We start from the raw sequence: 21,594 nt of genomic DNA on the forward strand, positions 1-21,594 counted from the left end.
GCGGACGGGATTAAAAGGTCGGAATCCGGACGGGAGGCCGAGTCCGCCAGCGGGGACTCACCGCCGACGAACTACTCCACCGAACCGTTCACAGAGACAGTCCTCAGAGCGGTAGTCGCTCGATGATTCTGTCCACGAACGACGGTTCCTCGACCTCCTCGTCGGGGTCCGGAATCACGCGGTCGTCGGGCGTGATGAGCGTCCGGTGGTCGCCATCGCTGGCCGAGATGAGACCGTCCTCCTTCAGGTTGGCGAGCGCGGTCTCCAACTCGTCGATGTCGGCATCGACGTGCGAGCGGATCTCGAAGACGGTCATGCCGTCCTCGTTCCGATCGACGAGCGCGTCGAGTACCGCAACCTCGACCTCCTCGCGGTTCCGGTACTCACGCTTTGCCTTCATAGGTGGGAGTATGTCGGGCGGGGTTTTACCTTTATCTGAACGCTCGACGCCGATGGTCCAACCGCATGCTCGGGGTCACCCGCGGTCGGGAGAAGGCGAGACTATTAAGCCCCGAAGCGACACAGATGGGGTATGGAAGTCAAGTCTCGTCACCACCTCCGGAGCGACGAGGTGCGGGAGATAGAGCAACGCCTCGCCGACCGACTCGGCGTCGAGTTGGACGCCGACAGCTACGAACTCGTGGAACTGGAGGACTCGGAGTTCGAACTCGTGCTGGTGGACGGCGAACCCGCCGTGCTGTACTTCGAGGACGAACCGTTCCTGACGGTCCGGGGTGCCAACGAGTACGAACCCCAGACTCGCGTCGTCACGGTGGACGCGGGCGCGGTCTCGTTCGTCAGCGACGGCGCGGACGTGATGCGCCCCGGCATCGTGGAGGCCGACGACGACATCGCCGCGGGCGACCTCGTGGCCATCGCCGAGGAGTCCCACGGCAAGGTGCTGGCGGTCGGCCGCGCCCAGACCGACGGCGACGACATGGTGGGCGACGAGGGGAAGGTCGTCTCGTCGGTCCACCACGTCGGCGACGAACTGTACGAGTTCACGGTCTGAACCGGCCCGTCACTGCTCGCTCCTCGTTCTCTCGCCGGACCGCCTCCAGATCCATCCGCAGAGCGCCGCCAGCGCGCCGCCGAACCAGACCGCTGTTCCCACCGACAACAGCGTCTCGTCGCCGACCAGCGCGGCGAGACCGAACGACGCCGCGACTCCCGCGGGCATCGCGGCGAGCAGGGCGGCCCCCGAACGCGGCGGGGTCCCGTCGCGGAGCAGGCCGACGCCCCAGACCGGCGCGCCGACCAGCGCGAGCAGATACGCCCAGACCGAGACCGTCCAGCCGTCGGGTCGCCCCAGCCCGACGTACGCCGCCGACCCGACGCACGCGCCGACCAGTCCCGCGAAGACCGCACCGAACCCCGCGCTCGTGACGACGCTCCGCTCGCTCGCGGACCCGACGCGGTAGCCCGCGACCCCGACCGCCGCCAGCGCGAACGCGACGGGCGTGAGCGCGTCGAGGAACCCGTAGCCGAGCGGCGAGACGCCGCGGCCCGCCGCGAACGTCGCCGCCGACAGGAGCGCCCACCCGACGCCGCCCGCCGCGCCCGCGAGTCCGGCCGCGCGCAGATGCGCGGCCGACCGAACGCGCGACACGAGCCTACTCGCCGCCTCGCTCGCCGTCCGCTTCGTCGCCACCGTCCGCTTCGTCGCCGCCGACCTCCTCGTCGTCGGCCGCGTCCAGCTCGTCGTCCTCGTAGGCCTCCTCGTAGCGCTCGACCGCCATCTCGAAGCCCTCCTTCGCCAGTTCGTAGGTCTCCCGGAGGTCGGCGACCGGCGTCTCGGTCGCGTCCACGCGCAGGTCGTCGTAGTACGGCTCCATCTCGCGGTCCTCGGTCGATTCCACGAGGAGCGCCGCGCTCTGGACGTGTAGCTCCTCGCGCTTGTCGCCGCCCTCGGCGTGGCCCGCGGCGAGGGCGTCTATCAGTCGCTCGGCGAGCGGTCGGTCCTCGCCTCGGCTCGCCTCGTACTCCTCGGCGACCGCTTCGACGACCGCCTCGCCGGTCAGCAGGTTCCCGGCGACGGTGTAGCCGTCGCCCTCGACGTGTCCGTACCAGTCCTTGCACTCCTCGCCCGAGAAGGCGAAGGTGCCCGCCGAATCGACGCCGTGGAGTTGGCGCTGCGGCGCGCCCTCGTCGGCGTTGAGCAGGGCTTGCAGGGCGTCCTCGACCGCCAGCCCGTCGTCGAGATACTCGATTCCCTTCCGGCCCAACTCGACGTTGACGAGGCTCTGAGTCGCCACCGCACCGTTCTCGCTGGCGAACGGACAGAGCGTCCCGACCGCGGGCAGGCGGGTCGTCACCGCCACGCCGAATCGGGTCTGGTCGTCGCCCTCCTCGCCCTCGTAGGTTTCGCGAACGCAGATGCTGAAGGTCACGCTCGGAGGGTCGGCCCGCCGGAGCAAAAAAGTCGGTTTCGCGGCAGTCAGAACGTCGTCGTGTAGAAGCCCTTCCAGTCGCCCGTCACGGTGGTTCCGTCGGCCTCGGCGACCGCGCGGAACCGATAGGCGGTGTTCGGAAACAGGTCCCGGACCGTCTCGCCGAACTCGCCGGTCGCGGTCCGCGTCCGGGAGTCGGTCGTCCGGACGTCGTCGCTTCCCTCGCGGGTGTACTCGAAGTACACGTCGGCAGACGAGGCTCCGCCGAGGTCGGTGAGGTCGCCGTTGAGCGTCGCGTACCTGTCACCCACGTCCGTCGCGTCTCGGGTGGCGACGGCGGCCTCGGCGGCGGTCGCCGACCCCGCGCCGACCGCGAGCAGTGTTATCGAACCGCCGAGCGCTTTCGTCACGGCGCGTCGTGTCGTCTGGTGGCTATCGTTCGTCATCCGTCTATCTCCGCACCGCGTAATATTCTGTCTAATGGGAGTAAAATTTAACCACAAAAGGGTTGCACTGACGGCGAGCCCGTCGGTCGACCGCGAAAAGAACGGAGTTCGGGACCGTCGTCAGGCCGAGACGGTCGTCGTCCGACTCGCGGTGTTGCCCTTCGAGTCGGTGACCGTGAGCGTCACGTCGTAGGTGCCGCTCCCTCTTCTCTTGGAGTCGGGCCGACCCGGACGCGCTGGACCCGCCGACCGACGACGAGGACGAATCGACGGTCGTAGATTTGGTGAGCGTGATCTCGACCGACGCGAGGTCGCCGTCGGCGTCCGAGACGCTCCAACTCACCTCGAAGCGCGCCCAACCGCCGTTGCTGTTGTTCGTGACCGAGAGGGAATCGACGGCGGGCGCGGTGTCGCCCGTGCCGCCGCCACCGCCGCCGGTGTCGCCGTTGAGCGCGGCTTCCACGTCGAGCAGCCCAGCGCCGGACTCGTTGCTGCCGAGACCGATGTCCTCGGCGGCGTTCTTGAGCGCGCTACGAGCCTCGGTGTTGGTCATGCCGGTCGCCATCAGTTGGGCACCGGCACCCGAGACGTGCGGGCAGGACATCGACGTGCCCGACAGGGTGTCGTAGCCGCCGCCGGTGTACGTCGAGTAGATGCTCCCGCCCGGCGCGGCGAGTTCTATCTCCGGCCCGGTCGAGGAGAAACTCGACAGCGAGTCGTCGCTGTCGGTCGAGGAGATGGCCATCGCGTTGCCGTACGCCGCGGGGTAGCCGACGCAGTCGGTACAGGGACCGGAGTTACCCGCCGAGGAGACGACGAGGACGCCGTTGTTGTAGGCGTAGTCCACCGCGTCCTTCAGTGCGGTCGTGCCCGAACTCGCGCCGAGGCTCAGGCTGGCGACGTCGTAGCCCTGATTCGCGGCCCACTCGATACCGGCCGCCACGTCGGAGAACGACCCGCTTCCGCTGTCGTCCAGCACCTTGCCGGCGTGGAGCGTGGCCTCGGTCGAGACGCCGACGACGCCCTCGCTGTTGTTCACCGCGTTGGCGATGCCGGCGCAGTGGGTGCCGTGCCCGTCGCCGTCCTCCCACGTCCCCTTCCCGGAGAAGTCCTTCCCCGCGCCGAGGTTGGCCTGCAGGTCGGGGTGGTCCGAGTCGATACCCGTGTCGAGGATAGCGATGTCGGCACCGCTACCGGTGTCGCCGTTGCCGTGTGCCACGTCGGCGTCCACGCGGTCGATGCCCCACGGGAGCGTCTGGGCGTGGGCGTGGACCGTGCCGTTCTTCTCGACGTAGCGGATGTTCGGGTTCTTCCGGAGGCCCTTGGCCGCTCGCGCGGGCATCTTTGCCGTCACGATGTCGAGCGAATCGAACTCCCGGACCGTCTCGTCGGCCGCGTCGAGCGCCTTCCGTCGGCCGCGCTCGGAGGCGAACCCGACGTTGACCTCGACTTGCCCTTTCGCTCCCGCGAGGCCGGCTACTCCGACCGTCGCCATCGAACTGCCCGCGATTTTCAGTACGTTTCGCCGCGAGACACCGTCGTCGTTGTCAGACATCTGGTATAGAATAACAATGATGTAATTTAGTACTTTCTATTAATAAAATAATAAGTCGGACGGATAGATTTCGATTCACTCGTCTATCGAAGTCGTCGCTTCGTCTGACGTAAGAACTATACCGTTTCGCTTCGGCCCATTTCCCTATGGGCTTCATGAGCAAAATCCTCGGTGACAGGGACGCGCACACCGCCGAGGACTACGTGGAACTCAATCTCGACGACTTCGACACGGCGTCGGGCGACGCCGCGATGCAGGTTCACATCGCCGAGATTCAGGGCCAACAGGACGTCATCGCCATCAAAGACGCCATCTACGACGGGGACCTCGTGGTCGCCGACATCACGCGGCTCCGAACCGAGGACACCACGGTAGAGCGCATCACCAACGAACTCCAGCAGGTCGCCCGCGAGGTGGACGGCGACATCGTCCAGAAGGGCGACGACCAGATTCTCGTGACGCCGACCGGCGTGAAGGTCAGCCGCGAGAAACTGACGCGTTGAGGCGCTGGCGCGCCGAGACGCCACGACTCCGCGGCGGGCCTTCTCTCCTACTTCAGGGCGCGTTCGACGCTACTCGCCACGCTCCGGGCTTTTTCGGCGAGCGGTTCCGAGACGTTCCCCGATTCGACCGCCGCGTCGAGTTCGTCGTCGTCCACGCGCTCGACCTCGCCGTCGGGGAACTTCACCACGTCCACGTGCAGGTCCACGTACCGGGCGGTCTCGGGGAACAACTCGACCGGCGTGCAGACGTTGACGTAGGTGCCCTTCGACTCGCCGTCCTCGCCCCGGTAGACCGTCGGGTACCACCATCGGCCCTCGCGGAACTTGGTGACGGCCACGTCGCCGCGCTCGCGGGGCGTGCCGAGCGCGTCGTAGGTGCCCCGCCCCGACATCTCGCGGCGCACCGTGACCTTCCCCTCGTCGGGCGAACACTCGGTGACCTCGCCGCGACCCAACGAGAAGCACCGACCGTCGGGCTTGCCGTGCCGGATTTCGAGGCGGTCGCCCGCCGCGGGACCGAACTGCCGGAGCGTCGCGCCCGTCGGGAACTCGTCGTCCGCGGCGTCGCCGTCGGTCTCCTCGGCGCGTTCCCCCGTCTCCCGGAGGTCCTCCACGAAGTCCACCGCGGCGCTCGCCGACTCGTGGGCGGCCTTCACGCGGTGGTGGCCGGGCATCGTCGTGGTCACGGCGCGGCGCTCGCCGTCGAGCGCGAATCTGGACTCGCGGCCGAACCACAGCCACGTCGTCGCCTCGGGCGCGACGAGCCTTCTGGGCAGGTCGCCGCGGCTCCCGTCGGACGGCGAGTCGGGCGCGTCCGCGAGTCCGGCGTCGATGCGCTCGGCGCGTTCGACGGCCCGGTCGAGCGCGTCGCCCATCGCGTCCATACTCGGCTCGTCGGCGGCGTGCTCCCAGCGGACGCCCCAGTCGTCGGGCACCTCGGTCGGGAGCATCTCGGTCGTCCGGGCGAGTTCGGTCCGGGTCGCGTCGTCGCCCGAGGCGACTACCTTGTCCACGCCGGTCGAGAGGCTGACGACCCCGCCGAACGCCTGCAGTTGGGTGCCGAGAACGGGGCGGTGGTCGGCCCACGGCGCGACCGGTTCGTGGACCTGCACGCGGACCCGGTCGCCCTCGTCGATGCGGCGGTCCACCTTCCCGAACGAGAGGTAGCCCTCGCGGTCGCCCAAGTCCACGACTGCGCCGCCGCCGAGCGTGTCGGTCACGGCGGCGTCGAAGACGGCCCCGCGCGGGGCCGGGTCGGGCCACCGGAAGGTATCGACGCCGACCGACGCGAGGTCGGCGGCGACTCGCTCGACGGTCTCGGGGTCGCCGACGACGCCCGCGCCCTGCCGGTCGTCGGTGGTCTCGACGCCGGCGTCGTACTCCTCGGCGGCGAAGTCGGCGTCGAAGCGCCGTCGGATGGGCGGGGAGGCCTGCACGACGGAGAACTCCTCGCGCAAGCGCTCGGTCAGCGCGGTGGTGTAGATACCGCGGATGCGGACGTTGCGCATGCTCACAGCTCCTCGCGGGCGGTGGCGAACCGCACTCGGTCGTGGACGGTCGGGCCGAGCGTCAGCTCGACCACCTCGTCGCTCAGGACCCGCGCGCCCTCGACGTAGACGCCCCACGAGTCGAACCGGAGCCAGCCGCGCACGTCGTCGCTGTGAGTGAAACAGTCGGCGTACTCGACGGCGTGTTCCGGGAACTCGGCCGTGCTGTGAGTCAGGTCCATGTCGGAGTAGACGACCTCGCGGTCCTCGAAGAACGATTCTACCTGCTCGGCCGTGCGCTCGGCGTCGGACGCCGCGGCGTCCGACGCCTCCCGGAGCGTCTCCTCGGAGACGCCCGCCTCGCGGAGCGCCCGGCGTGCGCGGGAGTCGAAGCTCATGGGAGAACGCTCGGGCGGCGCTCCCTTCGGTGTAGCGGTTCGGGCGAGAAGCGGCGGGCGGTTCGCGGCCTCGGAATCGGTCTCGCGGGCGGCGGCCGGTGCAATTCGGAGACGGCGCAATTCGAGGACGGCGCGGTTCGCAAGGCGGGACGGGGGTCGGGCGGCGATCGCCCTCAGTCGTCGGCGGGGACGGTGCCCGTCCAGTTGGCGTCGGTCGTGGCGTCGAGTTCCGGCGTCTCGGCTTCCGCGTCGGGTGCTTCGGTCTCGGCTTTCTCGTCGTCTGTCGCTTCCTCGTCCCCGCTCGGCGGGGCTGTGTACATGATGCCTCGGCTCTCACTTCGGTAGGTCATCTTGTCGAAATCTGTGGCCGATTCTCGGTGATAAGGTTTCCCCTGCGAGTGTTAATGGTGTATAATCACAATTAAGGAGTGAAAGGTGCTGCGGGAGCCAGATAATTGGTACTGGGGGCCGTATCCCCCGCCAATGGACGATGCACGCGACCCGGTAGAAGAAGGCGCGATCGAGTCGGCAGACCTCTACGACGTCGCCACGTGGGAGTCGCGGAGTTGGTTAGACAGGCTCTCGGCCGGCGTCTACGGCGGGGTTCGGCGACTCGGCAGGGTCGTCGTCGTCGTCCTCGCGCTGGCCATCCTCGGCGTCCAGTTCGCGCTGACCGGACTGGCGGCCGTCAGCGACCCCGTCATCGGCGCGTTCGTCCTCCTGTCGGTCGTGCCCGCGTTCGGGCTGGCGGCCTACATCTGGTACGCCGACGTGACGACCTCCGAACCGCTCACGCTGCTGGTCGGGACGTTCCTGCTGGGCGTGCTGTTCGCCGGCTTCGCGGCCATCATCAACACGCTCGCCGGCGCGATTACGCTCGTGCCGGTCGTCGGGATGGTGCTGTTCTTCTACCTCGTCGTCGCGCCGGTCGAGGAGACGGTGAAGTGGCTCGCCATCCGACTCTACGCCTTCCGGAGCGACCGCTTCGACGCGGTCATCGACGGCGCGGTGTACGGCGCGATGGCGGGACTCGGCTTCGCCACCATCGAGAACGCCATCTACATCACCCAGAGCATCAGCGACGTGACGACCATCGGCTCCCAGCAGATCGCCTCGGCGGGCCAGACCGCCGCGGTCCGCCTGCTCGCCGGGCCGGGCCACGTCATCTACTCGGCGTTCGCGGGCTACTACCTCGGATTGGCGAAGTTCAACCGCGAGAACGCGGGTCCTATCGTCGTCAAGGGCCTGCTCATCGCGGCGTTCATCCACGCGACCTACAACTCGCTGGTGACGTATCTGAGCGACATCCTCGCGTTCACGGGCGTCGCGGTCGCACCGGGTATCGCGTTCCTCGGCTTCGTCGTCGTCTACGACGGCGTGTTCGGCTACCTCCTCTACCGGAAAATCTCCCGGTACCGCAACGCCTACCGCCAGACCAACATGGGCCAGAGCGTCAGCTTCGAGGAGGACGAGCGCGGCGACGTCGTGGGCCGCGACCGCGCGGACTTCGAGGAGTCGGCCGACGGGAGCGGCGACTACGAGAACTCCGAGGCGTTCACCGCGACCGAGCGCGCCGACACCCGGCAGGCCGACGGTCGAAGCGCCGGGGCCGACCGGACGGAGGGCGACGACGCCGACTCGCGCCCGTCCGAGAGCGACTCGCGGTAGCGCATCGCCACCACCTACTTCTACGCCAACGGGTCGGCCTCCGAGAGCCGGTCGGCCAGCCACCAGCCGGCGACGCCGGAGACTCCTCCGAAGAGCGCGAACGACACCGGCAGGACGACGCCGCTCCCGGCGACCATCGCGTCGAACGCGCCGACTCCGGCCACTTGCGCTGCGTCGAAGGCCGCCAGCGAGACGCAGAGCGCGCCGCCGAGGCCGCAGGCCAACACGCCGTGGCGGAGCCCGTCCAAGAGACCGTCTGCGGCCCGGTAGCCGACGACGACGCCGACGGTCGAGACCGCCAGTCCCGTCAGGACCGCGCCGTCGATTCGGAGCGGGTCCGCGACGACGTGGAGCAGGCCGACGCGGACGAACACCGCGGCCGACCCCAGCGCGACCGCGAGTCGGTCGGCGTTCGAGAGGCCCGCGCTCCGGCCGCGGCCCAACGGCCCGGCGACTCCGCGGCGCTCGACTTCGCGGTCGATGCTCCAGACGGCGACCCCGACGATACCGGTTCCGAGCAGCCCCGCGCCGGCGGTCACGAGCGTCGGGTCCGCGCCGGGCGTGAGCGCCGACGCGCCGACCGCGACCGCGCCGGCGACGACGAGTCCGAGGAGCACTCCGGCGGTTCGCATTCGGGGGTACGTCTCCCTCGGGGATGAAAAAGATGCGTCAGACTCGTCTTGGAAGTTAGGAACGTTCGTACGCGCTCCGAAGCAAGTACCGTTCGTCAGTCGCTTCGGGGGACACGGCTCGGCGGGGACGGCCGGCCGACGCTCCTACTGCTCTATCACGTCGAGAACGCGCTCCTCGCTTTCGTCCGTCCCGCCGCCCGCCTCGAAGCCGGCGTCGTCCAGCAGGCGCTCGGCGTACTTCGCAATCACGTCCACTTCGAGGTGAACCGGGTCGCCGACCGCCTTCGCCGAGAGGTTCGTAATCTTGCGCGTCTCCGGGATGATAGCGACCGAGAAGCCGTCTTCGCCGCGCTCGGCCACGGTGAGGCTGATGCCGTCCACCGTCACCGACCCCTTGTCCACGACGTACTTGCCGAAGCCCTCGGGGACGGCGAACTCGTACGTCCAGTCCTCGCCGACCTCCTCGATGGCCGTGATTTCGGCGGTCGTATCGACGTGGCCCTGCACGACGTGGCCGTCGAAGCGTCCGTCGGCGGGCATCGCGCGTTCGAGGTTCACCGGGTCGCCCGCCTCGACTTCGCCGAGGTAGGTCTTGGCGACGGTCTCGCTGGCGAGGAACACCTCGAACCAGTCGTCGGCGTGGTCCTCGACGGTCAGGCAGACCCCGCTGACGCTGACGCTCTGGCCGCGGTCCAAGTCGCCCGTGACCTCCTCGCCAGCGATGCGGAGCCGTCGCCCCTCGTCGGTCGCGGTCACGTCCCTGACTTCGCCGGCCTCCTCAACGATTCCGGTAAACATACCAAATTTGTGGATCGGTCGGCCCAAAAGGATTCCGGAGTCGGGGCGCACGACCCCGCGCTGCACGTCGAGAACCGACGCGACGGACCTCGGGTAGCGCCCTCGCAGATGCGGACCCGAAGCGCACCTCCACCGTTCCGCCCCGTCCCCGCGGGATTTTTGACGCCCCGCGCGGAACCACCGGGTGATGAGTAAACCGGGCATCCTCGGCACGCTTCAACTCGCGGCGACGCTCGTGTTCGCGCTTCCGATCGCTCTGCTCGGCATCCAGTTCCTCCTCGACGGCAAGACCTTGCTGGGCGGCGGCTTCGTCGCCGTGGCGGTCCTGATGGTCGTACTGGAGGAGTATCTGACGACGCCGACCGACGTTCCGGGCGCGGTGGCCGAGAAGACCATCGGGAAGGTCGCCAAGACGCCCGACGACGAGGAGTGACGGAGCGGAAACCGGCGGTCGGACTACAGGCTTTTCCAGCCTGATGTGCAAGTAGTTGGCACGGACTGTTTCCACTGCGACGGGAAAATCGACAGAACGACCGAGCACTTCGAACCCCACCACTACCAGCCCGATTCCGACCCGATTCTACAGCACACCTTCTGCTCGGGCGAGTGCTTGCGCGAGTACATCCCCGAACGGGCGAACTGAACCCTTCCGGGTCGGGAGAACTACTCCCCTCGGGACGGTGGACCGAACCCCGTCTCTGACGGGCGAACTGGACTCGGCCAGCGTCGAGCACTGTGCCCAGCGTGGCCGGAGTCGTCGAACGGTCGCGGCAGTTCGTCCCACCGCTACTGCCGTGACGAGAGGGTGGTGCGACGTTACGTGTTGGAGTCGGTCGTCTCGCCGTCACCGCCGTCGGTGACCGTGGGCTTCGACCGGAACTCCGATTCCGCGCCGAACTGCTGGTCGGCCGACGCCGCGTCGTCGTTCACGTCGAACTCGTCCACCAGTTCCTTGAGGGCGTCCGCGGAGTCCGAGACCGTCTCGACGTTCCGCGACACGTCGTTGATGGCCGCGGTCTGCTCCTGAGTCGCCGACGAGACGGAACTCGCTTCGGCCGCGGTCTGTTGGCTCACGCCGGACACCTCGTCCACCATCGCCACCACTTCCTCCGTGGAGACCGCCTGGTCCTCGGCGGCCTCGGAGATCTCCTCGACGCCGTGTTCGGCCTCCTGTATCGCTCCGGCGATGTCGTCGAACATCTCGATGGCGTCTCCGATGGTCTCGGACCCGGTCTCGACTCGCTCCTGCATCGAGCGCATGTCGCCGACGGTGTCGTCGGTGTGGGTCTGAATCTCCTCGATGCGGCTCTCGACCTCTTCGGTCGCGTCGCCGGCCTCGTTCGCCAGCGATTTGATCTCGTTGGCAACGACCGCGAACCCTTCGCCGGCCTCGCCCGCCCGCGCGGCCTCGATGGAGGCGTTCAGCGCGAGGAGGTTCGTCTGCTCGGCGATGTCCGTGATCAACTGGACGATGTCGTTTATCTCCTCTATCTGGCCCTCCAGATTCTCGACCTGTTCGACGGCGGTGTCGGCCTCGGATTCGATGGCCGAGATCTCCGCGGTGGCGTCGGCGGCGTGTTCGCGGCCCCGGTCGGCGAGTTCCACCGCCTCGTTGGCGGTCTCGACCACGCCGTCGGCCGACGAGGCGACTTCCTCGATGGTGGCCGACAGGTCGTTCATCTCGCTGGCCGCGGCCTGTAGCTGTTCGGTCTGCTGTTCGGCACCGAACGCGATCTCCTCGACGGACTCGGCGGTCTCTTGACTCGCGGCCTCTATCTGCTGGGCGCTGGTCGCGGTCTCGTCGCTCACGCGAGCGAAGCGGTCGGCGAGGTCCTTGACCTCGGCCAGACTGCTCTCGATTTCGGTCAGTCCGGCGTCGAGGTCGGACATCACCGCGCCGTACTGGCCCGGCAGTTCGGCGTCCACGTCCTGGTCGAGGGTCCCCTCGCGCAACTGCTGGCTGGCGTCCCGAATCCGGTCGAAACTCGCCCCGAGTTGTTCGACGCCGGTTTCGAGGTCGGCGAGGACCGCGCCGTACTCGCCGGGGAGGTCGGTATCGACCTGCTGGTCGAGGCGTCCCTCCCGAATCTGCTCGCTGGTCCGGCGAATCTCGTCGAACCCGACCTGTAGTTTCTCGATGCCCTCGTCGATGTCGGTCATTATCGCGCCGTACTCGCCGGGAAGGTCGGTATCGACCTCCTGGTCGAGTTCCCCGTTTCCGAGGTTCTCGCTGACGGTCTGCAGTTCCGCGACCTGCGTCCGGAGGTTCGCCTGCATCTCGTCGAACGCCTCGACGAGTTCCCCGATTTCGTCGTCGGACGCCGAGATGTCTGCGTTCTCGTCGAAGCGCCCGTCGGCGAGCGCCGTCGCGCGGTCCCGAATCTGCTCTATCGGCGTCGAGAAGTACTCCGCCGCCTTGTATCCCAGTGCCACGACGGCCACGACGAGGCCGACGACGAGCAGGATGACGAAGTTCCGGGCGTCGGTCGTCCGGTCGCGCAGGTCCTGTCTCAGCGCGGCGGCCGGCGCTTTCACGTCGCTCTCCGGGACAGTTCCCAGTAGCGCGAACTGTCTGTCACTGAACTGGAGCGGGGCGTAGGACACGTAGTACCGACGCTCGGTACCGGCCTCGGTTCGCGTGTACGTGTTCAGTCCGGTCTCGCCCGCCAGTATTCGTTTCTGAGCGAGCGCGGCGAGCGACCCCGCGTAGGCCTCGTCACCGATGTTGGCTCCGGACTCGACTACCGACCGGTTGGGGTGGCTCAGCACCCGGCCCTCGTCGTTCACGATGGTCAGGTGGCCGGTTTCGCCGACCGTGACGTGGTTGGTCATGCCGGTGAGGATGCTGTAGTTGAACCGCAGCGCGACGGTGCCGGCGAACTCGCCGCCGTGGTAGACCGGCGTCGTGATGTACGCCACTTGCTTGCCGCCGACCGACCGAACCTCGCCGAAGTGGACCGCACCCTTCTCCAGCGACTTCGTTTGATTGAACCAGGCGGCGTCGGCGTAGGAGGTCCCCTCGACCGACTCCGTCGTAACCCCGTCCTCAGTCGCGTGCGCTCTGAGGACGCCCTGGCCCTTCTCGTCGGTCATGATGACCTCGTCGTAGGCCCGCACCGACTCGCCGCCGACAGCGACGGTTCTGGTGTTCAGGTAACTCCGGAACGACTCGTTGATTCCGTTACGCGCGTTCTGCACGGCCGCGGTCTGGAGTTCGTAGTAGTAGACGCTGGGGGCGAGGACCCAGTCGAAGTCCTCGTGGTAGGTGTAGGCGATGAACTTCCGCTCCTTGGGGTTGCCCTTCTGGGTGGTGTCCTCCCAGTCGTACTCGGCGATGCCCCACTTCGACCCGTTCCGGATGGCGGGGCTCGACTCGACGTTCGACCGGATGTCTTCGAAGACGGTCAGCGAGGCGTCCTCCTTGAGGTTGAACCCGTCTTCGAGGCTGTGGTGGGCGACGATGTTCGAGTCGAGGTCGGTCACGTACGCGTACCCGGTGTCGCCGATGTACCCCGGTTGGAACATCTCGGCCAGGGTGCCGTCCGGACGCGTTCCGCTCGCGGTCGTCCCCACGAGTATGGTCTCGACCCTGTTCTCTACCTGCTGCTGTTCGGCCGACGACAGGTCCTCCCAGTTTCGGCCACCGTACTCCTCTTCGAGAACCGTCTGCTTCGTCGTCTCGATGGTGTCGTGCATCTGGAGCGCGGTGTACCCGACCTGCTTCTGACTCTGTCGCTGGATGAGTTCCATCTCACCGTCGCTCGCGGCCTGATAGTTCTGCACCGAGGTGGACTCCGCCAGCGAGCGCGCGTCCACCCGCCGGACGTTGAGCAGGTTCTCGAACTCCTCGGTTCTCGCTTCGACGGTGCTGTTCAGGTCCTTGGTTATCTGGTCTTCGAGGTGCTTCGAACTCTGGTCCTGCGCGTAGGACCCGATGTCCTGCATGTTCTGGAGTCCGGCCATCCCGACCACCGAAACCGGGACGAGCGAGATGACCAGCAACAGCACGATGAGTTTCGTCCGTATCTTCATCGTCGCTCCCCCGTCCGAGACGGTTCCCGTCTCTCGACGCGGCGGTTCGGCCGACCGGTGGGCGGACCGCTCCAACTTTCACGTTTGTCAACGCGTGTCTCGTTGAACGATGCCATGCCTGTACCACCAAAAACCGCTCATTTAAACGTTGGTACTGGATTTTTAGCTGTGATAACTACGGGATTAATTACTCGGCAATTTTTGACATACTTAACGCCAGTATGTTATATGACATTACGGACTTACGTCGTCGGAGACGGGTCCTCGAAATCCGAGAAATAGCGACGGTCGGAATCGGTGAATGACTTACTGTGGTGGCGCTTCCGAGACTTCCTCCAGCACGTCCGCGACACCCTTGCCGTTGCGCTCGTTGTAGAGCAGCACGTCGATGGGCAGGGTCGGCGCGCCGCCGACCAGATTCTCCATGACGACGAGGCGCTCGCGGGCGCGGGACATGCCGACGTAGAAGACGCGCCGTTCGTTGTCGGTCAGGGTCGGCACGGGGTCGGTCGTGGAGGTGAACTCCTCGCCGTCCACCGGGCCGTCCACCGTCGCGGCCATCTGCTCGACCACCTTCTCGGTCAGGTCCGTGGCGACGAACACGTGGTCGGCCTCCCGACCCTTCGCGGAGTGGATGGTGCCGATGCGGACGCGGTCGGCCTCCATCCCCTCGTAGTCGCCGCCGAAGTAGGCCCGCATCGAGTTCTTCTGGAAACTCGTGACCTTCCGGACCATGTCCGCGGCCGAGGCCGGACCGGGCATGAACGGCGCGAAGTCGGTCACGAAGTCGTGTTCGACCTCGATTTCCGCGAGGTCGTCGGTGTCGGCCGCCTCCTTGCGCTCGTCTATCTCGTCGAAGAGGTCGTCGCGCTCGTTGGTGCCGAACGCCGAGTCCTGTAGCATGTCGGCGAGCCGTCGGGCCTGTAGCGCCGTAATCGGCTCCTCGGCGTCTATCTTCTCGACCGCGTCGACGTACTGCTGGAGGCGGTCGGTCCACATTCGCTGGTCGGTCAGGCACTTGAACGGGACGCCCTCGTCGATGAACTCGTCGATGAACCGGAACATCTGGTAGCGCGCCCGGAACAGAAGCATCAGCGTGCCGTCGTGTTCCTCGATGGTGTACCGGACGTTCCGGACGAGTTCGAGCATCGAGGGGCTATCGACCTGTTCGACGGTGCCGCCCTGCTTGCGCGGCGAGAGGTTCTTCTCCTGGCGCTTGTCGATGTGGCGCACCTCGTGTTGGACGACCCGCAGAATCTCGGAGGGGAGTCGGTGGGACGTGTCGAGAATCACGTCGTCGCCGCCCTCTTCGAGGAGCAGGCCGGGGTCCGCACCCTGCCACGCGTAGACCACCTGGTCGTCGTCGCCCGCGATGAGGACCTTCTCCATGTGGGGCTTCCACTCCTCGTACACGTCGTACTGGAGGCTCGTGATGTCCTGAAACTCGTCGATGACGAGGTAGTCGACGTTCGGGAGGAGCGACCGCTGGCGCACGCGCTGGAGCATGTCCGCGAAGCCGACCAAGTCGTTCTCGCCCTTGTAGCTCCGCCACGCCCGGATGGCCTCGGGCACGTCGAGCCGGTCGTCGTCGCTGGGCCACGTCGGGGTGTACTTGTTGCCCTCTTGGGCGTTCGGGTCGATGTCCGGCGGCAGGCGGACCTCCTCGTCGTTCCACTGGAAGGGCACGTCGTACCAGTCGGCCACGTCGCGGCGGGTCCGCTGGAGCCACTGGCTCGTGGCGATTATCTTGTTGCCGAGCGTGGTCGAGCGGGCGGTCCGGCGGCCGGCACCGCTGTACTCGTCCTCGAACTCGATGCCGAAGTCCTCGCAGAACTCCTTCTTGTCGGACTCGCCGACCACGTCGTTCCGGGAGAGGTCGAGTAGTTCGTAGGCCTTCGCGTGCATTGTGCAGACGGACCCCTGCAACGAGCGGGGGTTCAAATCGCGGCGCTCGGCGAGGCGCTCCCGAACCTCGTTGGCGGCCGCGCGAGTGTACGAGACCAGCAGAATGTCGTTGACGCCGACGCCGTCTCGGTCGAGGAGACCTTCGACCCTGTCGAGCAGCTCGGTGGTCTTCCCGCTTCCGGGGCCACCGAACAGCCGGGTCACTCGTTCCTCCGTTTCTTGACTCATTACCACAACCCCATGACCCCCGTACTCATAAATGGACGTGAATCGGACCGGCGCCGAAGTCGCCGGTAGCGCGGCGACTTCGGCGGGGGTCGTTCGGCGGGGAGGACTGCGGAAAAAGGCTAGGAAGTGTTTCGCGGCGACCGGGCCTCGCGGACCTCGCTACCGTCCCGAATCTTGTCCTCGCACTCGGGGCAGACACGCGGGTCATCAATCTCCCGCGGTGTGAACACTCGTGCGTACGCTTCGGTGACGAACGAACCGCAGTTCTGGCACTCAGGCATTTCTCTTCTTCCACTACGGAAATCTTACACTATATTTCTATCGACACTGACCGCAACGTCTCGTTACTCCGACTAAGCGCTTCATACCGGATAACGGCGGTTCTGCGGAAGTTAGGAAGTAATCTTATACTTCCGGTTTCCGTACCGGTCGCGTTCGTTCGAGGTCGAAATCCGACTCCGCCCGCGTCACGATTCTCTCTCGCCGCGACGGTCCGAGTGTCCGAGGGTCACCGCCGGCCGTACGAACAGTCGCCGCCCAGCGACGACTACGACCGCTCGGCGACGCTCGCGCGGCGAGCGTCGCCCGACTAGCCGTGTTCGCTGCTCTCCGTCACCCGAGCCACCGCATCAGGATTCCCACGAGGATGGTCAGGATACCGAGAATCGTGGCGACGGGCGGAATGGGCACGAACAGCAGGACGATTCCGGCGAGGATGACGAGCGTCGAGAACCGTACCATACCGCTCGCTACGCTCCGGAGTCGGAAACCGATTGCTGCCGTCTCCGCCGGCCCGTGCGCCGAAAAAAGCGGTCGGTCGTCAGACGATGCGCTGCACCGATTCGGGAGGTGGCCGACTACGGTCGCCAGCCGCATACCGAGCATTCGCTCGCGGCCGTGTCGTGGAGTCCGCCGCAGTCCGGGCACTTCTTCTTGTTGTAGTCCTCCTCCCAGCCGACTGTCTCGGTGTCGTGGCCACGCTCGGACAAGAATTCGTCGAACACGTCGTCGTCGCCGGTCGGTGCGGTCGCCATACATGGTATGATAATGCACACCAGTATAAAACCGTGTTGGTGTAACACATGGATTACCGCGATTCGGAAAGCTCGTATTTCTCGCGTGGTTGAACCTGTCGCCTCGGGTAGGGCGGGCTTAACCCTCGAAACCACTATCGCCGAAAAGAGACGCCGACCGCTACTCGAACTTCACGCCCACGTCGTGCATCCCGTCGTTCTCGACGGCGAGGTTGATGAGCAGGGGCGTCATGCTCTCGACCTCGGCCGCGTTGGCGATTCCGCCGGCCTTCAGCGCGCGCAGACCCTCTATCTGGTCGCCCAACTGGACCACCGTCTCCACCGCGTCCTCGTCGTCGCCGACGACGAGCGTGTCGAGGTCCAGTTCCACGTCCAGATTCGCCAACCGGTCGGCCGAGAGGTTGTGGAAGGCTCCGACGACGGGGACGCCCTCTGGCGCGGCGTCGGCGACCAGTTGCGTCACGCTCCCGGCCTTCGGGGGCTTGTAGTGGAACCCCTCGTCGTCGCGGTCCATCCCGACCGCCGGGGAGACCAGCACGTCGGCGTCCTCGATGCGGTCGGCGATCGACTCCACGAGGTCCCGGACGTGGAACGCGGGCACCGCCAGCACCACAACGTCTGCGCGGTCGGCCGCCATCTCGTTGGCGAACCCCTTCACGTCGCGCTCGACGCCCACGCTGTCGAGTTCGGTCTCGTACTCGCCGGCCTTCGTCCGGGCCTTCTCGGGGTCTCGAGAGCCGACGAGAATCTCGTGGCCGGTGTCTCGTGCCCACCGCAGCGCGAGTGCCTGTCCGATGTCGCCGGTCCCGCCGAGGAGTGCGATTCGCATACCGCACAGTCCGGGCGGGGCCGGATTAAAGATTCTCACTCCGCGCCGCGCTCGGCAACGAGCGCGGCCCGAATCCGGTCGTATCCCCCGCGGTAGGCCGTCCGACGGCCGACGTGAAGCCCGACGAGCGTCGCGGCGGCCTGTCCGACCGTCTCGGCCGTCGAGTCGGGCGCGACGACGAACTCGACGGCTTCCATCCCGAGGTAGGCGACGACGAACGTCGTCAAGAAGAACATCGTCAGGCGACCCGCGCCCTCGCTCGGGAACCGGTCCAACTCGCGGGTGACGTACCAGTTGGCTATCGGGACCCCGACGACCGACGCCCCGGCGACGTACGGGAGTATCCGGGTCGGGTTCGGCGCGAGGAGCGCCCCCAGTAGGTAGGCCAGAAAGCCTCCGATACCGAGCGTCCAGACCGCTCGTTCGACGCTCCGGGGGTTCACGCCTCGCTCGCCTCCCTGTCTTCGTCGTGCTCTCCGAGGAGTCGCGCGAGTCCGCCGAAGTACGCGAGCCAGACGATTACTCCCGAACCGCCAAAGAGGACGACGAAACCGAGGAGCGGCCAACGTGTCCCGCTGACTACGTTGTGCCAACCGATTTGGAGTGCGGCGATTCCGACCACGAAGAGGAGGTGGTCCTGCCACCTCTGCCAGAGAATCCGCGGGTCGTACCGGTACGCGACCGGGAGGACGACTGCGAACGCAGTGCCGATGTAGCGCAACTGCGTAAACGGGTCGGGCGGTGAGAGAACAGCGCCGAGCGGGACGCCGACGAACGACGCGTCTACGAACGCCTGCCCGAGTCGGGACCAGTCCATATTGGACTCCCCGGACTCGAACCTCAAAAGGGTCCCTACTCTAATAAGTCCGGCAGGTCGTTCACCGAGTCGAGGACCGCGGCCGCGCCCGCCGCCTCGTACTTCCGGCGACCCCCTTCGCCGGTCAGGCCGCCGGTCAGGACGCCGACGCCGAAGTAGTCCCGGTCGGGGTCCTCGTCGGCGGCGTTTACGGCGGTCTTCACGTCGTCTAAGGTGTCGCCGACGAAGACCACCGACTCCGCGCCGAACCGCTCGGCGAGCGTGACGAGCGCGCGGGGATGGGGCTTGCCCTCCTCCCAGTCGTCCATCGTGAATCGGCGGTCGTCGGGCAAGTCGAGACCTGCCCGGCGCTGGGCGATGTCGGCCTCGTCGCTGGGCCGCCCCGTGACGACGCCCAACTGGTACTCGGCCAGCGCGTCCAGCGTCTCGGCGTCGAGCAGGACCGGTTCGTCGTGGATGAAGCCGGGTGCGTCGAGGTCCGGTTCTCCGCCCTCGATTTCCGCGTACAGCTCCGCGCCGAGGTAGAGCTGCTGGAACACCTCGCGGAGTCGCTCGGGGTCCCAGTCGGCCCGTGCGCGCTCTTCGGCCGCCGAGTCGAGCGCGTCCGCGACGACCGCCTCGGCCGCGTCGAGACCGTCGGCCGCCTCGGTTCCGTCCGACTCCGCCCGGCGCTCGGCGATTCGGTCGGTGAAGGTCGCCACGTCCATCTCGAGTCCCTCCCGGCGCGCGAGGACGAACAGCGCGGCGGCGTAGGTCAGTTCCCAGTCGTTGTTGAACCCGCCGGCGTCCTTGAACGACTGGATAGCCCCCTTCTCGATGGTATCGTCGTGGACGCGTGCTATCGACTCCACGATGGCGCGTCGGTAGGAGTCGGCCACGTCCACGACTACCCCGTCGATGTCCAGCACGACCGCGTCTGCTTGCATGCGAGGGGGTAGTCAACCGGCGTTCAAGGGGCTTTCGACGGCGGAAAGCGGGGTCGGTTCGTCAGCCGTCTCACCCGCTGGACTCGCGCGCCCCTTTCCACTGGGCGACGTGCGTGAGCGTCACCAGTCCGAGTCCCCCGACGAGGTTTCCGGCCGTGACGACGGCCGTCGTCACGGCCAACTCGCCGAGTCCGATGTTCGCGCCGAGGAACATCCCGAAGACGACGTGGAGTATCGTGACGATGACGTGGTCGAAGACGCCCAGCGTCAGCAGTACGCCGACGATGTAGGACACTGCGATGCGACTGCCGACGCTGTTGACCGCTTCGAGCAGAAACGAGAGCAACGTAACCAGCGTCCCGCCGACGATGCCCTTGGCGAACTCGGCGGCGGGTCGCCGGTGGACGAAATCGTTGGCGTAGCCGACGAGCGCGTCCGCGGTCCCGTTCGGGAGCGCGCCCTTCACCGACAGCACGGCGACGAAGAGCGTGCCCCCGACGAGGTTGAGCGCGAACGTGACGGTCCACAGGCGGACGAGCGGGCCGACCAGCCACGAGTCGTCGGCGTCTACCGCCTTCGCCACCGGGTCGAAGAAGTTCTCGTTGAAGAGTTCGGTCCGGCCGACCACGAGGAAGACCAGGGCGGGTGCGAACGCGAGCGCACCGACGAGTTTGGCGACGCCGTGGCCGAACCGCGGTTCGACGAACGCCTCCGCGATGCCGAGCGCGACGATGCCGAAGACGACGGTGAAACCCGCGATGAAACTGGTCGCCACGAGTTCGAGCATCGACTGGTCGAGGCGGCGTTCGCCCTCCTCGACCGCTCGGTCGAATATCTCGATGGGGTCGGGTGCGACGGACACGTCGAACCGGTCGGTCGGCGCGATGTTAAGCGTCTCGGCAGGTAGGGTCTCCCTACGGGGGCTTTGGCCCGAATTACTCCCGCGCCACGAACAGGGTCTCGCCCGGCACGGTCTCGCGCTCGACCGGGACCGCGGCCGGGTCGCCGCCCAAGGTCGTGAACAGGAAGGCGGCGTCGTGGCGGCGGGCCACGTCGAGGGTCGGGCGGTGCAACTCGGGCGGGAGGTTCAGCGCGTAGACGGCGTCGGCCTCGCGGTAGACCTCGGGGTCGGGGTCGAGTACGTCGTCGGCGACGAACGAGACGCCGGCGGGCACCTCGCGGGGATGCACGTCGGTCGCGGTGACCGTCCTTCCGGTCTCGGCGAGCGCGGCGGCCACGTCGGTCCGGTTGCCGACGCCGACCTCCACGAGTCGTTCGAAGTCGGACAGGCGGCCGACGATGGCACGACGGGTTCGGGAACGCACGGCGGGAAGTTTATGGGTGGGTCCCCCATAGTGTTTCCCATGCTCGTTGACGTTGTTCCGGTCGGGGACCTCTCTGCGAAAGTCAAGCGGCAGGCTTCGACCGCCCTGCGTTCCGTCTACGACTGTGACGTTACTATCCACGACTCCCAGCCCGTCCCCACCGGGGCACACGACGAGAAACGCGACCAGTACCGCGCCGAGGAGTTCATCGAACTCGCCGGACGCGTCGGCTCCGGCGAGAAGAACATCGCCATCACGCCCAAAGACCTCTTCTACCGCCGCCGCAACTACGTCTTCGGTCTCGCCTACCTCGACGGCAACGGGAGCGTCATCTCGACGTATCGGCTCCAGACCTCCAGCGACGGCGGCTTCTCGAACCGGAGCGCCGTGGAGATATTCTCCGACCGCGTTCGCAAGGAGGTCGTCCACGAGATCGGCCACACCCTCGGACTGGAACACTGCGACAACAAGCGCTGCGTCATGAACTTCTCGCCGACCGTCCGCGAGGTGGACGTGAAAGAGGAGAACCTCTGCGGGTCCTGCCAGCGGGAAGTGCTGTAGTCGGCCGACGGTCCGTCCTCTCGCTCTCTTTCTGCCGTCCGCTCACGTTCTTCCTGCCGT

General features: G+C 67.1%; 27 protein-coding genes. 6 read left to right on the forward strand and 21 right to left on the reverse strand.

Features of this window, described 5'->3' with window-relative positions:
• Positions 1-103: 103 nt before the first annotated feature.
• Positions 104-400: a DUF6432 family protein gene (locus M0R88_RS09660; protein WP_248653305.1), complete on the reverse strand. Its 297-nt coding sequence runs from the start codon at positions 398-400 to the stop codon at positions 104-106.
• Between the two features lie 132 nt (positions 401-532).
• Between M0R88_RS09660 and M0R88_RS09665 the strand changes: the two genes are divergently transcribed.
• The gene (locus M0R88_RS09665) at positions 533-1,012 is read left to right on the forward strand and encodes an RNA-binding protein (protein ID WP_248653306.1); all 480 of its coding nucleotides are present in this window, start codon (positions 533-535) and stop codon (positions 1,010-1,012) included.
• 9 nt (positions 1,013-1,021) lie between these two features.
• Here the strand turns inward: M0R88_RS09665 and M0R88_RS09670 are convergent, their stop codons facing one another.
• The 4 genes from M0R88_RS09670 to M0R88_RS09685 are packed head-to-tail and all read right to left on the reverse strand — an operon-like array spanning position 1,022 to position 4,391.
• Entirely contained in the window at positions 1,022-1,609 is a 588-nt protein-coding gene (locus M0R88_RS09670) for a hypothetical protein (protein WP_248653307.1), read from the reverse strand.
• Positions 1,610-1,613: 4 nt separating this feature from the next.
• Positions 1,614-2,390: a DUF1028 domain-containing protein gene (locus tag M0R88_RS09675; RefSeq protein ID WP_248653308.1), complete on the reverse strand. Its 777-nt coding sequence runs from the start codon at positions 2,388-2,390 to the stop codon at positions 1,614-1,616.
• 47 nt (positions 2,391-2,437) lie between these two features.
• Positions 2,438-2,836 (reverse strand): hypothetical protein, encoded by a 399-nt coding sequence (locus tag M0R88_RS09680; protein WP_248653309.1) that lies wholly within the window; start codon positions 2,834-2,836, stop codon positions 2,438-2,440.
• A 31-nt stretch (positions 2,837-2,867) separates the two neighbouring features.
• A complete protein-coding gene (locus M0R88_RS09685; RefSeq protein WP_248653310.1) occupies positions 2,868-4,391 on the reverse strand; it encodes a S8 family peptidase in 1,524 nt (507 codons plus the stop codon).
• Between the two features lie 146 nt (positions 4,392-4,537).
• Here M0R88_RS09685 and M0R88_RS09690 point away from each other — a divergent pair, with 146 nt between their 5' ends.
• Positions 4,538-4,894: a cell division protein SepF gene (locus M0R88_RS09690; RefSeq protein WP_128477400.1), complete on the forward strand. Its 357-nt coding sequence runs from the start codon at positions 4,538-4,540 to the stop codon at positions 4,892-4,894.
• Between the two features lie 47 nt (positions 4,895-4,941).
• Here the strand turns inward: M0R88_RS09690 and M0R88_RS09695 are convergent, their stop codons facing one another.
• The 3 genes from M0R88_RS09695 to M0R88_RS09705 form a co-directional block, all read right to left on the reverse strand.
• The gene (locus M0R88_RS09695) at positions 4,942-6,402 is read right to left on the reverse strand and encodes a ribonuclease FAU-1 family protein (protein WP_248656692.1); all 1,461 of its coding nucleotides are present in this window, start codon (positions 6,400-6,402) and stop codon (positions 4,942-4,944) included.
• Positions 6,403-6,404: 2 nt separating this feature from the next.
• Complete coding sequence (locus tag M0R88_RS09700) at positions 6,405-6,779, reverse strand: DUF7532 family protein (RefSeq protein ID WP_248653311.1); 375 nt, start codon at positions 6,777-6,779, stop codon at positions 6,405-6,407.
• A 173-nt stretch (positions 6,780-6,952) separates the two neighbouring features.
• Positions 6,953-7,129, reverse strand: coding sequence for a hypothetical protein (locus tag M0R88_RS09705; RefSeq protein WP_248653312.1), 177 nt, complete (start codon positions 7,127-7,129; stop codon positions 6,953-6,955).
• A gap of 133 nt (positions 7,130-7,262) precedes the next feature.
• Here M0R88_RS09705 and M0R88_RS09710 point away from each other — a divergent pair, with 133 nt between their 5' ends.
• Complete coding sequence (locus M0R88_RS09710; RefSeq protein ID WP_248653313.1) at positions 7,263-8,447, forward strand: PrsW family intramembrane metalloprotease; 1,185 nt, start codon at positions 7,263-7,265, stop codon at positions 8,445-8,447.
• Positions 8,448-8,467: 20 nt separating this feature from the next.
• Here M0R88_RS09710 and M0R88_RS09715 read toward each other — a convergent pair whose 3' ends face one another.
• Together M0R88_RS09715 and M0R88_RS09720 are read right to left on the reverse strand one after the other, a co-directional pair.
• Positions 8,468-9,079 carry a hypothetical protein gene (locus tag M0R88_RS09715; RefSeq protein ID WP_248653314.1) on the reverse strand — a complete coding sequence of 204 codons (612 nt, stop codon included), beginning with the start codon at positions 9,077-9,079 and terminating at the stop codon, positions 8,468-8,470.
• Positions 9,080-9,223: 144 nt separating this feature from the next.
• A complete protein-coding gene (locus M0R88_RS09720) occupies positions 9,224-9,877 on the reverse strand; it encodes a riboflavin synthase (RefSeq protein ID WP_248653315.1) in 654 nt (217 codons plus the stop codon).
• A 187-nt stretch (positions 9,878-10,064) separates the two neighbouring features.
• Here M0R88_RS09720 and M0R88_RS09725 point away from each other — a divergent pair, with 187 nt between their 5' ends.
• Together M0R88_RS09725 and M0R88_RS09730 are read left to right on the forward strand one after the other, a co-directional pair.
• Positions 10,065-10,310: a DUF7533 family protein gene (locus tag M0R88_RS09725; RefSeq protein WP_248653316.1), complete on the forward strand. Its 246-nt coding sequence runs from the start codon at positions 10,065-10,067 to the stop codon at positions 10,308-10,310.
• A 45-nt stretch (positions 10,311-10,355) separates the two neighbouring features.
• Entirely contained in the window at positions 10,356-10,520 is a 165-nt protein-coding gene (locus tag M0R88_RS09730) for a hypothetical protein (protein WP_248653317.1), read from the forward strand.
• 173 nt (positions 10,521-10,693) lie between these two features.
• On the opposite strand, the gene M0R88_RS09735 is transcribed toward M0R88_RS09730, so the two are convergent.
• The 11 genes from M0R88_RS09735 to M0R88_RS09780 form a co-directional block, all read right to left on the reverse strand.
• Complete coding sequence (locus tag M0R88_RS09735; protein WP_248653318.1) at positions 10,694-13,909, reverse strand: methyl-accepting chemotaxis protein; 3,216 nt, start codon at positions 13,907-13,909, stop codon at positions 10,694-10,696.
• A gap of 306 nt (positions 13,910-14,215) precedes the next feature.
• Positions 14,216-16,042 (reverse strand): UvrD-helicase domain-containing protein, encoded by a 1,827-nt coding sequence (locus tag M0R88_RS09740; protein ID WP_248653319.1) that lies wholly within the window; start codon positions 16,040-16,042, stop codon positions 14,216-14,218.
• A 119-nt stretch (positions 16,043-16,161) separates the two neighbouring features.
• The gene (locus M0R88_RS18820; protein ID WP_438267184.1) at positions 16,162-16,323 is read right to left on the reverse strand and encodes a DUF7563 family protein; all 162 of its coding nucleotides are present in this window, start codon (positions 16,321-16,323) and stop codon (positions 16,162-16,164) included.
• 331 nt (positions 16,324-16,654) lie between these two features.
• On the reverse strand, positions 16,655-16,783 hold the full coding sequence (locus M0R88_RS09745) for a transporter (RefSeq protein ID WP_248653320.1): 129 nt from the start codon (positions 16,781-16,783) through the stop codon (positions 16,655-16,657).
• A gap of 116 nt (positions 16,784-16,899) precedes the next feature.
• Positions 16,900-17,076, reverse strand: coding sequence for an HVO_0416 family zinc finger protein (locus M0R88_RS09750; protein WP_248653321.1), 177 nt, complete (start codon positions 17,074-17,076; stop codon positions 16,900-16,902).
• 160 nt (positions 17,077-17,236) lie between these two features.
• Positions 17,237-17,905, reverse strand: coding sequence for an NADPH-dependent F420 reductase (gene npdG, locus M0R88_RS09755; protein ID WP_248653322.1), 669 nt, complete (start codon positions 17,903-17,905; stop codon positions 17,237-17,239).
• 35 nt (positions 17,906-17,940) lie between these two features.
• Entirely contained in the window at positions 17,941-18,348 is a 408-nt protein-coding gene (locus tag M0R88_RS09760; protein WP_248653323.1) for a hypothetical protein, read from the reverse strand.
• Positions 18,345-18,722: a hypothetical protein gene (locus tag M0R88_RS09765; protein WP_248653324.1), complete on the reverse strand. Its 378-nt coding sequence runs from the start codon at positions 18,720-18,722 to the stop codon at positions 18,345-18,347. The genes M0R88_RS09760 and M0R88_RS09765 overlap by 4 nt, the downstream gene beginning before the upstream one ends.
• Before the next feature lie 35 nt (positions 18,723-18,757).
• Entirely contained in the window at positions 18,758-19,648 is an 891-nt protein-coding gene (locus tag M0R88_RS09770) for a TIGR01548 family HAD-type hydrolase (RefSeq protein WP_248653325.1), read from the reverse strand.
• Between the two features lie 70 nt (positions 19,649-19,718).
• Positions 19,719-20,510: a formate/nitrite transporter family protein gene (locus M0R88_RS09775; protein WP_248653326.1), complete on the reverse strand. Its 792-nt coding sequence runs from the start codon at positions 20,508-20,510 to the stop codon at positions 19,719-19,721.
• A gap of 73 nt (positions 20,511-20,583) precedes the next feature.
• Positions 20,584-20,973: a UPF0146 family protein gene (locus M0R88_RS09780; protein ID WP_248653327.1), complete on the reverse strand. Its 390-nt coding sequence runs from the start codon at positions 20,971-20,973 to the stop codon at positions 20,584-20,586.
• Between the two features lie 39 nt (positions 20,974-21,012).
• Between M0R88_RS09780 and M0R88_RS09785 the strand changes: the two genes are divergently transcribed.
• Positions 21,013-21,534, forward strand: a complete 522-nt coding sequence (locus M0R88_RS09785) for an archaemetzincin family Zn-dependent metalloprotease (protein WP_248653328.1) — start codon at positions 21,013-21,015, stop codon at positions 21,532-21,534.
• Positions 21,535-21,594: the final 60 nt, after the last annotated feature.

This window comes from Halorussus gelatinilyticus, assembly GCF_023238445.1.
In the GTDB taxonomy this organism is placed as follows: Archaea; Halobacteriota; Halobacteria; order Halobacteriales; family Haladaptataceae; genus Halorussus; species Halorussus gelatinilyticus.